Source organism: Myroides albus (assembly GCF_024722315.1).
GTDB lineage: Bacteria > Bacteroidota > Bacteroidia > Flavobacteriales > Flavobacteriaceae > Flavobacterium > Flavobacterium album_A.
The window spans coordinates 2,476,208-2,489,177 of sequence record NZ_CP102754.1; the positions used below are offsets into that span (position 1 = coordinate 2,476,208).

The 12,970-nt window shown below is 34.3% G+C and carries 12 protein-coding genes; 4 read left to right on the forward strand and 8 right to left on the reverse strand.

All coding sequences use genetic code 11. The features are described 5' to 3' along the window. Positions 1-61 precede the first annotated feature (61 nt). The gene (locus NWE55_RS11305) at positions 62-2,563 is read right to left on the reverse strand and encodes a DUF5686 family protein (RefSeq protein ID WP_258204068.1); all 2,502 of its coding nucleotides are present in this window, start codon (positions 2,561-2,563) and stop codon (positions 62-64) included. Continuing rightward, entirely contained in the window at positions 2,564-2,980 is a 417-nt protein-coding gene (gene aroQ / locus NWE55_RS11310; protein WP_155091789.1) for a type II 3-dehydroquinate dehydratase, read from the reverse strand. Positions 2,981-3,383: 403 nt separating this feature from the next. Between aroQ and NWE55_RS11315 the strand changes: the two genes are divergently transcribed. Together NWE55_RS11315 and xerD are read left to right on the forward strand one after the other, a co-directional pair. Beyond that, positions 3,384-4,034: an outer membrane beta-barrel protein gene (locus NWE55_RS11315; RefSeq protein WP_155091788.1), complete on the forward strand. Its 651-nt coding sequence runs from the start codon at positions 3,384-3,386 to the stop codon at positions 4,032-4,034. Positions 4,035-4,128: 94 nt separating this feature from the next. After that, positions 4,129-5,049, forward strand: coding sequence for a site-specific tyrosine recombinase XerD (xerD, locus tag NWE55_RS11320; RefSeq protein ID WP_155091787.1), 921 nt, complete (start codon positions 4,129-4,131; stop codon positions 5,047-5,049). A gap of 152 nt (positions 5,050-5,201) precedes the next feature. Here xerD and rny read toward each other — a convergent pair whose 3' ends face one another. The 3 genes from rny to NWE55_RS11340 form a co-directional block, all read right to left on the reverse strand. Beyond that, complete coding sequence (gene rny, locus NWE55_RS11325) at positions 5,202-6,764, reverse strand: ribonuclease Y (RefSeq protein WP_155091786.1); 1,563 nt, start codon at positions 6,762-6,764, stop codon at positions 5,202-5,204. Positions 6,765-6,993: 229 nt separating this feature from the next. After that, positions 6,994-7,293, reverse strand: a complete 300-nt coding sequence (locus NWE55_RS11335; RefSeq protein WP_155091785.1) for a cell division protein ZapA — start codon at positions 7,291-7,293, stop codon at positions 6,994-6,996. A gap of 9 nt (positions 7,294-7,302) precedes the next feature. Then, on the reverse strand, positions 7,303-7,593 hold the full coding sequence (locus tag NWE55_RS11340) for a coiled-coil domain-containing protein (protein WP_155091784.1): 291 nt from the start codon (positions 7,591-7,593) through the stop codon (positions 7,303-7,305). Between the two features lie 188 nt (positions 7,594-7,781). Between NWE55_RS11340 and NWE55_RS11345 the strand changes: the two genes are divergently transcribed. Both NWE55_RS11345 and NWE55_RS11350 read left to right on the forward strand, forming a co-directional pair. Beyond that, positions 7,782-9,476 carry a M23 family metallopeptidase gene (locus NWE55_RS11345; protein ID WP_155091783.1) on the forward strand — a complete coding sequence of 565 codons (1,695 nt, stop codon included), beginning with the start codon at positions 7,782-7,784 and terminating at the stop codon, positions 9,474-9,476. 172 nt (positions 9,477-9,648) lie between these two features. Continuing rightward, positions 9,649-10,416 (forward strand): hypothetical protein, encoded by a 768-nt coding sequence (locus NWE55_RS11350; protein ID WP_155091782.1) that lies wholly within the window; start codon positions 9,649-9,651, stop codon positions 10,414-10,416. Positions 10,417-10,451: 35 nt separating this feature from the next. On the opposite strand, the gene NWE55_RS11355 is transcribed toward NWE55_RS11350, so the two are convergent. Genes NWE55_RS11355 through cobT form a run of 3 tightly spaced genes read right to left on the reverse strand, consistent with a single transcriptional unit; the run spans position 10,452 to position 12,774 of the window. Continuing rightward, complete coding sequence (locus tag NWE55_RS11355) at positions 10,452-11,012, reverse strand: histidine phosphatase family protein (RefSeq protein WP_155091781.1); 561 nt, start codon at positions 11,010-11,012, stop codon at positions 10,452-10,454. After that, the gene (locus NWE55_RS11360; RefSeq protein ID WP_155091780.1) at positions 10,997-11,773 is read right to left on the reverse strand and encodes an adenosylcobinamide-GDP ribazoletransferase; all 777 of its coding nucleotides are present in this window, start codon (positions 11,771-11,773) and stop codon (positions 10,997-10,999) included. Before NWE55_RS11360 ends, NWE55_RS11355 begins: the two co-directional genes overlap by 16 nt. Next, positions 11,770-12,774, reverse strand: a complete 1,005-nt coding sequence (cobT, locus tag NWE55_RS11365; RefSeq protein ID WP_155091779.1) for a nicotinate-nucleotide--dimethylbenzimidazole phosphoribosyltransferase — start codon at positions 12,772-12,774, stop codon at positions 11,770-11,772. The genes NWE55_RS11360 and cobT overlap by 4 nt, the downstream gene beginning before the upstream one ends. Between the last annotated feature and the right edge of the window lie 196 nt (positions 12,775-12,970).

Genomic DNA, 12,970 nt, shown 5'->3' on the forward strand with positions numbered 1-12,970 from the left:
GCAAATCACACGATTTGCCCATTTTTGTTTGAGTATATTTATAAGTTAACTTATGCGAATGCTATTTTTGAATTAAGTCCAATACTTTTATACCTAACACAACTCCATGTTTCTTGGGAGCATCTGGTGAGATAGAAGTAAAGTAATCTATTCTAAAAGGTCTAAACTTTTTAAAACCAACGTTGTTTAGTCCAATACTAAATTCTTGGTAAACGTCTTTTTCGGGAACTTCAAGCATGTGAAATCCCAAAACAAGAGAATATCTGGTCTTGTTCAATAGAGGTATTTTGTTCATGAGGTATCCTCTAAAGTCATGCTCCATATGTAATTCTATATACGATTTATTCGTACTATACTCATAATATGGCAATAGGTTAAACTGACTATTGTAAGTAGGGGTTGATCCAATGAAAGTTTGGTTTCCATTAAAGTGTTTGTAGTCGGTAAATGAGATGTCATTTTTCTCTAAGAAACTACCCGCACTCAAACCAACATATAGATTTCCATAATTACCAATGTTGTTGTTGAAATATGTTGAAAAGGATACATAGGTGTAATTGTAGTTAGAAGTACTCGCATTGAGTCCTTTTTCTAAGTTTATCGCAACTATTGGATATCGTGATAAAGGCAAATATTGTTTTTGATTTGGATAACTTATCACTTTCTGATCAAACACTATATTCATTCCCATTTGGAGTTTGAACATGCTGTTGTTTATAAACGGTTCGCTGTCAAAATCTCTTGGATCGAGCGGATTGTTTGATGTGAAATCTGAATTTGGTGCAAACGGCGGCGTACTTACCGAATTTCTTATTGTAGAACGATAGGCATACTCAAGTGCTGTGTTTAGTTTAATACCTGTAAAAGCGTATTGAGAGTAGCTAATCTTGATAAAGTTTTTCTGGAAATACTTTGCGTAGTTTTTCCCAAACCAAGCACTGGCAAAGGAGTTAATAGGTGTTTTAATTGGGTCACTTTGATTAAATTGCAGAATCGTATTACCTCCTGATAAGGTCAAGGTATTGTGATTCATTCTATTGAATATGTGTGATAAATACCCCGAGAATCTGAATTTATTTTCAGAGACTCCATAGTTGACAATTGTCCCTGCTTTCGTTTGTCTTAAGTCTTCGTACTCTTTTGTGAAATCAATTCCTGTCGTTACATTAAACCCTTGTACAGCGTTAAAAGCAAATGTAGAGAGTAGTCCTCTATAGTGGTAGCTTCTATTTTGATATGAATTTAAGTACTCATATCCTTTGACAAGCTTAAATATTGTAAAGTTGTTTGTTCTTTTATCAATAGAATCTAAAATAGCTTTCGTGTTATCTCTTGTATAGATGGACTTGTTGAGAAAGTTACCTCTCTCTTTAGCCGTTAAGGGAGTAGGGCGTAATTCATCCCAATAGTTATTACTTTTATTTAAGAAGTCATCTTTGTATTCAATTAATTCAATAGAAAAATCCCCCTTTTTTAAGTAATCTGCTTTTTTGTAATCAGTGTAAAAGGAGGTGTATTGACCTATGTAGTCAAATACTATGAACTTTCCTTTTAAATAGATGTTTTGTGTAGTCTTTAGATACCTATTAAAGGTAGGGTTGTAAGTGAAGTCCTGAATCACAACAAGCTGTTTGATATTTTCTAAACCAACATTTTCACCAGCCATAGCTCCATAAAAATAGGTTACTTGCCAATCTTTATCGGTGATGATCAGCTCACCTTCCATTATGGGTTCTCTATTTCTTTTGGGTTCAAAAGAGATAGTGTATAGCGTATTTCCAGCAGGATCTTTTTGTTCATTTACAAGTTTGTAGTTGTAATATGAACTGGCGTATGGTGCTATTGGAGAGATAAGTTTTAGGTGTGTACTTACTTGTTTATTGTAGATGTTAAAATCACTATCGATACCTGTTTGAAAGAAAATGTCTTTATTGCTTCCTGTTTCTCTTTGTGCTAAGACTTCTTCTTTTATCTTGTCTTGGCGCAAGTAAGTAATTCTCGATGCAAGTTCTCCAAGATAGACGTATTTATCCGTAGTGTGTAAATCTAATGCAGCATCTAAATCTTTCCTCTTTTGACCAAGGAAAGTTTCTCTATCACTTATAAGTTGTAGATTCCCTTTAGAGTAATGATTTACTGTATACTTCGGGTCATCAAAGTTTTTCTGTACTAAACTAACTAAAAATACTGCATATTCATCTTGTGGATCTTGATAGGTAAAGACGTTGTTATAGTCAGGTTTTCGTAATTCTATAGTATAATTAAGAGGAGTGGTTTTCTCCTCTACTTTCAGTTCCAGCTTTTGGTTTAAGTAACCTTCTTTTTGAATAAATAAAGTGCTTTTACTTTTCATATCAGTTTCAATTGAAAACTGACCATCTACTTCAGACTGAGTTTGAAAAGCTGTGTTTTTGATGAATATCTTGGCTTGTGCTACAGGCATTCCTTCTTCATCAAGAATCTTCCCAGTTATAATATGTCTTTCTTGTGACCAAGATAAACTTATTATAAGTAGAAAGAACAATATAGTAGAGTAAAGCTTTTTATGAGTTAAGAATGTCATTTAATGGAGGAAAGAAGTAATAGCTAAATCATAACTTTTTAAACCAAAGCCCATTACTAATCCCTGGCTTACAGGTGTAATATATGAGTGATGTCTAAATTGTTCCCTTGCAAAGGTATTTGAAATATGTACCTCAATTACTGGAGTTGTAACAGCTTTTATAGCATCAGCTATTGCAATTGAAGTGTGAGTATATGCTCCTGCATTTAAAATAATGGCATCATATACGAATCCAATTTCGTGGATTTTATCTATTAATTCACCTTCGATATTACTTTGGTAGTATTCTAATTCTATCTCTGGGTATTTATTCTTTAGTTCAAAAAAATACTCATCAAAGGTTTTTGAGCCATATACTTCTGGTTCTCTTTTTCCTAACAGATTTAGATTTGGTCCATTAATTATAATAATTTTCATGTCGCATTTTTTGTGTCAAACAAATATATTATATATAATGATAAAGTTACTTTAAAATAGACTTAAGTTTTAGGTAATAATGAAGCGTATTGACGATTATGCAAAGAAATTTATGTTATGTAATTGTTATTTATTTAGGAAATCTTTTTACAGGGTTTATTTTTGTTAAAATTATTTATTTTATTATTATATATGTAGTTTTTTAATATAATGAATTGATATAATGTATATATTAACTTATTTTTAAGAATATCTATTTTATTCGTAAGGTGTTGGTATTTAGTGTTGTAAGTTAATTTTAATAATAATAACAGGGTGTTTTTGTTATATTTTTATTAAAAATTGATATTAGTTTGATTGGCTTACTTAATTTTGACACAGTTAATAATAAAAATAGCTAAATATGAAAAAATTAGTACTTTCAGTTATGTCAGTTGTTGCTTTAGGTATGGCAGCTAACGCTCAAGAAGTAGAAAAACCAAACTTCGGTTTCAAAGAAGGAGATATCATGTTAGAAGGATCTTTCCAAATTTCTGACAAAGTGACTAAACCAACTGAAACAAATGAGGGAAAAGAGAAATTTACTAATTATACAGTTAATCCTAAAGTAGGTTACTTTATCTCTGATAAAGTTGCTGTTGGGGCATCTGTAGCTTTTGGTAAATCTCACGGTGATTTTGCTGATATGGATCAAATCGGAGATGCTTATTCTAAAGACATTTATGCTGGAGCATTTGCACGTTACTATTTCTTAGAATTAGGTAAACGTTTTAAAACTTATGCTGAAGTAGGAGTTGGATTTGCAGAAAATAAAAATGATTTTTCTAAAGAAAAACTTACTGGTATTAAAGCTGGTTTAGACCTTGGTTTTAACTATTTCGTAACTGAGAACTTAGCAGTTGCATTTACTTTAGGAAATGTATTCTCTTACTCTAACCAAGATATGAAATCTGATGGTAAGAAAATAGGTTCTGTTTCTGAAACAAATGCTAACTTAAACATCTTTGATAACTTCTTTGACCAAGCTAAATTTGGTTTAATCTACAAATTCTAATTGATAGAATAGTAGTTACTATAAAGAATCTAAAGCCTCTCTTCTGAGAGGCTTTTTTGTTTTTGTATCTTTGGTATCATTATATTTATATACTATGGCTACAGGTTATTGGGAAGATAAAATTAAGATGTTTTCAAGCTATTTAAGGTTAGAACGCGGTTTATCTGATAATTCTATTGAAAGTTATATTTTAGATGTGCGAAAGTTTTTAAACTACTTAGAAAGCTATGATACAGACTTTAGTGTTGAACAAATTGACGAGGAGCTCGCACAAGGTTTTGTCTATCAGCTTAGCGAACTTGTTGCGGTTAATTCACAAGCTCGAATTATATCTGGGCTAAAGAACTTTTTTAATTACTTTATTTTAGAGCGATATATTGAGCGTTCGCCTTTCGAATTGATTGAAACTCCTAAATCAGGGCGCAAGCTACCTGATATCTTGAGTGTTGAGGAGATCGATCGTTTGATTGCTTGCATTGATCAGTCTACAAATGAAGGATATCGCAATAAAGTCATTCTCGAACTGCTATATAGTTGTGGATTGCGAGTTAGTGAACTTGTTAGTTTGCGCATTTCAGATTTGTTTTTTGAAGAAGGTTTTATACGGGTAATAGGTAAAGGTGATAAGCAGCGCTTTGTGCCAATTGACGAAGATACAATGAAGTATATTAGTAGTTATATTAAAACAATTCGATGCCAGTTAACTATTAAGAAGGAAGATGTGGATATTTTATTTTTGAATAGAAGAGGAGGGCAGTTGACAAGGGCAATGATATTCACTATTATTAAGCAATTAGCAAAAATAGCTAAGCTCAACAAGGTTATAAGTCCACATACCTTCCGTCATTCGTTTGCCACACATTTATTAGAGAATGGGGCGGATATACGCATAATACAAGTCTTGTTAGGACATGAGTCTATTACTACTACGGAGATTTATACTCATATTAGTACAGAGCGATTGCGTTCTGTTATGGAAGACTTTCATCCAAGGAGTGGGAAAAAGCGAGTGTAGTAATTCTTACTCTATTTTTAGAATTAGCGGTGATTTGAATCTATAAAGTAGATAGGAGGGATATAGAAGTACTTCATATAAACAAAAAAGAAAAGGGACTATTGTAAAAAAATAGTCCCTTTTTTATCATAGAAATTAATCTTGTGTCTTCTTTATTTAGCAATGTTTATTGCTCTTGTTTCTCTGATTACTGTAATCTTAACTTGACCTGGATAAGTCATTTCAGTTTGTATTTTTTGAGAAATGTCAAATGATAAAGTAGCCGCCATATCGTCTGTAACTTTTTCGCTCTCTACGATAACACGTAGCTCACGTCCAGCTTGAATAGCATAGGCATTCTTCACACCATTAAACTCATTAGCTATACTTTCAAGATCTTTTAAACGTTGAATATACGAATCTAATACTTGACGTCTTGCTCCTGGTCTTGCACCAGAGATCGCATCACATACTTGAATAATTGGTGCGATAAGAGTTGTCATTTCAATCTCGTCGTGGTGAGCTCCAATAGCATTGCATACTTCTGGTTTTTCACCGTATTTCTCAGCCCACTGCATACCTAAAATTGCGTGTGGAAGTTCAGTTTCAGTTTCTGGAACTTTACCAATATCGTGTAATAGACCAGCTCGTTTAGCTAATTTTACATTCAATCCCAGCTCTGCAGCCATTAAACCACATAGTTTCGCTACTTCGCGTGAGTGTTGTAGTAAGTTTTGTCCATAAGAAGAACGGTATTTCATTCTACCTACTATTTTAATCAACTCAGGGTGTAAACCGTGAATACCTAAGTCAATCACAGTACGCTTACCTATTTCGATGATTTCCTCCTCAATTTGCTTCGTTGTTTTGGCAACTACTTCTTCAATTCTTGCAGGGTGGATACGTCCATCCGTTACAAGTCTATGTAAAGATAATCGAGCAACTTCCCTTCTTACAGGGTCAAAGCATGAAAGAATAATAGCTTCAGGTGTATCGTCAACGATGATTTCAACTCCTGTAGCAGCTTCAATAGCTCTAATGTTTCTACCCTCACGACCAATGATTCTACCTTTTACGTCATCAGATTCAATGTTGAATACAGATACACAGTTCTCTACAGCTTCTTCTGTACCTACACGTTGAATAGTGTTGATAATAATCTTTTTGGCCTCTTGTTGAGCAGTTAACTTAGCTTCTTCAATAGTGTCTTGAATATGCGCCATTGCGTCAGCTTTTGCTTCTGTTTTTAAGCTTTCAATGATTTGGTTCTTAGCTTCTTCAGCAGTAAGTCCAGAGATAGCTTCTAACTGTTCTACTTGAGCGCGGTGAAGTTTCTCGACTTCCTCTTGTTTGCGTTCAATTAGTTCAAGCTTTTGGTCATATTCTTTAATTTTCTTTTCACTTTCATCAGCAGCTTTTTTGGCTCTTGAAAGTTCATTAGAAATTTGAGATTCCTTATCTCTTGTTCTTTTTTCTGCTTCTGCAATCTTTTTATCACGAGCTAAAATTACTTGTTCATGTTCTGATTTCAGTTCAATAAACTTTTCTTTAGCTTGTAATATCTTTTCTTTTTTAATCGCTTCTCCTTCGTTTTTTGCATCACGCAATGTCGTTTTTGCTTCATTTTTTGCACTTTGCAATATTGAAGAAGCGTGATTTTTCTCAAGGTACTTGGCGATTACAAAGCCGATAGCTGCACCAATCACAATTCCTCCTACGACAAATAATATTTCCATAAATGTTTCAAAATTATATATAAAAAAAGCTCACACTAGAATTGAGTTGTATAAACTCTAAGGTAAACAAGTTTTGAGCTAGCTTGCGGTTCAAGGATCTGCGTGAGCAGCGTGCTTTAGATGCAAAGATTTACTCATTTTAATTTGTTAGTGTTGAGTTTATCAAACAGGTACTAATGTGAGCAGTATTTTTAAGTCTCCCTTTTTTTAAAGTAAGAACGTCAATTTATTATTTAGCGAGTATTCGCTCAATAGCCTCATCTAATTTGATTAGTCGATCTAAGGCTTTGTTATAGCCTTCACTTGTATCGATGCTTTTTTGTTCTGTTTGCGATGCGAACTGTAAGGCACACATAGCTAAAACATCTTGTTTATCTCTAACAGCATAGTTCTCCTCAAACTGATGAATCATCGTATCAATTTTTTTAGACGCACTCCTAAGGGCTTCTTCCTGAGAGTAACTAACTGTTAGAGGGTATACTCTATCAGCAATTGATATTTTTATTCTTAATTGTTCATCATTGTTCATGGTTCAGATCTATTTTGTCAGATAAGCGATACACTGATCTATCTCTCTTATCAATGAATTTATTTTGAGTTTCATATCTCTTTTATTCTCTTCACTGCCCAATAAGGAATTTGCTAACTGAAGGGATTCATACTTCTTATAAATCTCATCTAATTGCTTTTCATTGTATTCAACCTCTTCATTTGCTTGGATTAAACGCTCTTTCAGCTGTGTATTCTCTGCTTCAAGTTTGTTTAATCGCTGTACAAGTTTCGCAAACTTAACCTCCAAAGAGCTGATTATGTTAGCCAGTTCACTCATTATACTTTCTATTCAAATATCCTTTAGCACAAAGTTACAATTTGTATTTAAATTTAAAAAAGATTTACAATAAAAAAAAGCTATTTCTCTAATAAATAGAATTGTTTATTATCTATGTGTTTCATTTTTAGCGTTTATAGTTCTTTTAATTTAGTTATTGTTTATTTTAGCAGAAAATGTTAGTAAGTATGAGATTAAAATTGATATCTACACTATTGTTAGGTAGTGTGGCCACTGTTTCTTTGGCACAGGAAAAGTTAGACTTTAGCAACCCTTTGCAAATTCCTGTTAACCTTTCGGGTAATTTTGGTGAACTTCGCGGTACTCATTTTCACGCTGGACTGGATATTAAAACACAACAACGCATTGGACTACCTGTCTATGCACCGGCAGATGGATATGTTTCGCGAATCAAAGTTTCTACTTGGGGATATGGCAAGGCGCTTTATATCGATCATCCAAACGGACAGACCACTGTCTATGGTCACTTGAATGAATATGCAGGAGAGATTGCAGATTATGTACGCAAAAGACACTATGCTGAAAAGGCTTTTGAAGTCGAGATGTTTTTTAAGAAAAATCAAATGCCTGTCAAGAAAGGGCAGTTAATTGCATATACTGGAAATACGGGTGGTTCTGGTGGACCTCATTTACACTACGAATTTCGCGATACAAAAACGCAGAAAATTATCAACCCTTTAAAAGAGGGAATGGATAAAATGGTAACAGATAAAATTGCGCCAAGTGTCAATAGCGTATTTGTTTATCCTATAAGTGATGATGCTGTTGCGAATACAAATGCCAACCCACAACTGTTAAATTATACGACAAGTGCGGATGGTACTTTAGTAGTGCCTACTGTAAAGGCAAAAGGAAAGATTAGCTTTGGAATAGATATTTTTGATCAAGCTGATTACAATGCTAACAAGAACGGCGTTTACTCTTTGGAAACTTATGTGAATGGAAAGCGTTTGTTTAGCTATCGATTTGATACATTTTCTTTTGCAGAATCGGGAACGGTAAACGCATTGATTGACTATGAACGCTACGTAAAAACAAGAGCTAAAGTTCAAAAGTTATTTGTAGAGAGACCTTACAATCTCTCTGTTTTATCCTATAACGAGACAAAGGGAATTATAGATGTTAAACCTGGAGAAAGTTACACCTACAAAATTGTGCTTTGCGATTATCACGGGAATGAAAGAGCTATAAGTATTCCAATAGAATACGATGCAACGGAGGCAAAGACGGCGAGAGAGAATAATGTCAAAGAGTTTAAGATTAACGCAGATAAAGATTACTATTTTGAACGAGGGTTTGCAAGTATCAACATTAGTGGGGCAACTTTTTACCACGATTTAGCGATTGATATTAGCGCTGATCAAGAGCAGTTAGTAGTAGGGGAGCCTGTGACAGCGTTCCGAAAGAATATGGCAATTTCATTTGATACCTCAAAATTAACGATTGACAATCCAGATAAAGCATTTATTGGTAAGATTGACGAAAAGGGCAGACGAGATTTTTACAAGACTACAAAGAAAGATCATATTTACACAATTTATACAAAGTCTTTTGGTACTTATAAAATCATGATTGACGACAAAGCGCCGACGATCTATAAACCAAGTTTTACTGAAGGTCAATGGCTGAGCAATGCCAATGAGATTTCTTTCTTAATTAGCGATGATTTGTCGGGAATAGATACCATTGAAGGAAAGATTAACGACAAGTGGATATTGTTGGATTACGATCACAAAACAAAGAAAATAGTTCACAAGTTTAGTGATGGTATCGTAACTTCAGGTAAGAATGCAGTAGAGATAAAAGTAACGGATCGAATGGGGAATCAAGCTGTATACGTTTCTCATTTCTTTAGAAAATAACATACAAGGGTGGTTGTTCGCTGTAAAGTGCAATCACCCTTTTTTTATTTTCATCAATATTTATTGTTTAAAATATTGAATTACTAATACTTATAAATACTTTAGATTTAGCTTTATAGAATAAAAATGTGTAAAATTTACTTTATCTTTGATACGTTTTAATTCAATAAGTATGAATACAAGAATAAATATATTAATTGTTCTACTTGCGGTTATTGTATCAGCTTGCAAACAAGAAGAAAACTCTAAAGCCAATTTTCCGAACGATACTTCAGGTGTTCTTTCTAAAGAAGTTGATAGTCAAGAAGAAGAAATCAAACACAATGATATGCGTGTAGTTGACCTACCTATCGTTATGGGAGAGGCCAATTACCTAATGTTTCCTGTAGGTGAAGTACGTGTATATGGTTCGTCTTCTAAGTTTGGAAGCAAATCGAACAACAATTCTTATTCATATACTGTTTCTAATTTTTCACCTTATGAATTAACGGGATTCCTGGACAACATTATGTTTCAGCATAAAGATTCTTTAGAGGTTAGACCGTTAACGGATAAAAAATTAAAAATACACTCTGCGACTTATTTAAAGTCAATTGCTGATAAGTATAAAAAACACTTTCTTCTCTATAAGGTATTTGATGAGCAAGTTGTGATCAACCCTAAAACACCTGCCAAGTTGTTGTATATCAGTGAGGCTAACGGTCGCAAGTTTAAGAATGTTATTCAGCCTAACAATGAGCTTTTGGATTGGACTGTAATCGATGCGCAGCACAGATTATATTTCAGGACTATTGAAGATATCAATAAGGATGGTATCTTAGATATAGAGGATACGGTTAACTATTACTACATTAACCTATTGGATCCGAATTTGGAAATAAAAACACATGATCCTTTAGAAGTTGCTCTACCAGTAGCAATGGAAGAAGAAGAAAAATAATAAAGGTAAAAACACGCTATGCATAGCGTGTTTTTTTATTGTTTAGCAATGATGAAATCTTCGCTATGTTCTTCTCCTAACTGAAAGGTGAATACCTCGTCAAAACCAACGGGAATCCTAAATGTATTTTCAAGAGGGATGTCTAAAATGTAATTCCACATACAACGGATGGGACCTCCATGTGTAATGAGTAGAACGTTTTTAAAACTCTGAGTTCTGAGCTCATCCAAGAAATGATTCACTCTACTCTGTACTTCATATAGACTTTCTCCTTGTGGTGGACGATTGTGAGTGAGATTACTATTCCAAAGATCGATTTCTTGTTTCGGAATTTCGCTCCAATTTGCCATTTCCCAATGTCCAAAATTCATTTCTATTAGCCTCGAATCTGTTTGATACTTGGAGTCAAATTCTTCTGCTATAAAAGTGCATCGCTTGAGAGGACTACTAAAGATAGCATCAAAGGCTTTCGGAAGTTGCTTGCGCACTTGTAGCAAGTCATCTCTGTAGCTATTCAATAAGTTCAGATCCGTTTGTCCATAGCAGGTACCGGCTTGGATCTCTACTGCTGTGTGTCGAATTACATATACTTGCATAAGCCTAAAATACTTAGATAGAATATTACTTCACATATTTGTTGAATGGCTCCTAAACAATCACCTGTATAGCCTCCTATGTGTTTTTTGAAGTAGTAAGATAAGTAAATCTTTCCAAGGTAACTAATGGGAAAAGCGAGTAATAAGAGCCAGTTTTGATAAAGCAAATAAGGCAATAAAGTAATGATGAGGGATAACAAGATATTATTCCACGGTAATTTCTTACTGGCTAAGGGTTTTGATTTACTCTTGTCTATATCTTGTACATATTGGTGGGTGTAAATAGTCATGCCTGCGTGAAATCTACTTGTGGTATGTCCACAGATTATCGCAAATATTACGAGGGATAGGGATAAGTGACTTAGATGTACTAAAGTAACTATTTTTAGAATGAGTAGTAGTAAAATACCAATGACCCCATAGGCTCCAATGCGACTATCCTTCATGATCGTCATGATGTTCTCTTTGCCGTATCCTCCTCCAAAAGCATCACAGCTATCCGTAAAGCCATCTTCGTGAAACGCGCCTGTAAGTAATACAGTCAGACAAACAGATAGAATAATACTGATGTCATTTGGAAAAACCAATTGAGAGATATAGTAGGCTAAGGCTGCAAGTAATCCAACCACGAGTCCTACCAATGGAAAGTACTTTTGTGACTTATTCATGATCTCATTGTTATAGGGCAAGTGAAAGGGAATCGGAATCCTGGTAAAGAACATGATAGCCGTGCAGAAATAAGTTAATTCTCTTTTTATCATTTGTTTGAAACATTTGCAGATTCAAAACTTGCCATATTATTGAGAAAATTTACAGCACTTTGTATAATGGGATAAGACAAGGCACAACCTGTTCCTTCACCTAATCTAAGACTGAGGTTTAAAATCGCTCGTGCCCCTATTCTCTCTAAAAGGATACGGTGTCCTTGCTCGTCTGACTGATGGCAAAAGATGGCGTTATTTAATATCGCTGGGTTTATGTGATAAGCAACTAAGAATGCACTCGAGCAAATAAAGCCATCGATCATAAGTAACATATTGTTTTTATGTGCGGCAAGCATAGCACCACACATTTGTGCAATTTCAAAACCACCGAAGGTTTGTAGTATTTCTCTTGGTGTTTTTAGGTTAGGGTGATTGGCATGTACTTGTTGTAGTATTTGCTGTTTGCGCAAAAAGTTTAGATCATCTACTCCTGTGCCTCGACCAGTACATTCAGCAATAGGAATGTCCAATAGGGAACTCATGATCAGCGAGGCTGCTGAAGTATTGCCTATCCCCATTTCTCCAAAGCCGACGATATTACACTTAGAACTTACCAAGGATTCAATGTGCTTTTCTGCCGCTGTAAAACAGTATGTTAATTGTTCTTCAGTCATGGCTTTGTGGTTTAACATATTAGCTGTCCCATAACCTGCTTTTGAAGAAATCAAGTTTTCGTGTACGGGAAAATCTGCATTTACTCCTGCATCTACTATTTTTAAAGCAATGTTGTTTTGGTTGCAAAAAACATTAATTGCCGCACCTCCTTGAAGGAAGTTATACACCATCTGAGGAGTGACTTCCTGAGGGTAAGCACTAACGCCTTCTTTTGCTAACCCGTGGTCAGCTGCATAGACAAGTATTGTAGGATGATGTAACTGTGGAGTAAGCGTCTGCTGCACTTTGGCAATTTGAAATGCGAGGTCTTCTAATGTACCAAGTGCTCGAATAGGTTTGGTCTTTAAGTCAATTTTTTGTTGTAGTTGTTGATCGAAAGTCATCTATGTTATTTTAGTTTTAAAAATTGGTCGATTGTTCTACTTTCTATTTTTTAAGTATAAAGAGTGAGTAGTAGTACAGAGTTTCAAGATACAAAAAAATCAATGTCGATTAGTTATTTAATCGCTTTATACACTTTATTTTAAGGATAGATCTACTTACTGATAACCTTTTCTAATTTCGTTTTTTATTCAATGT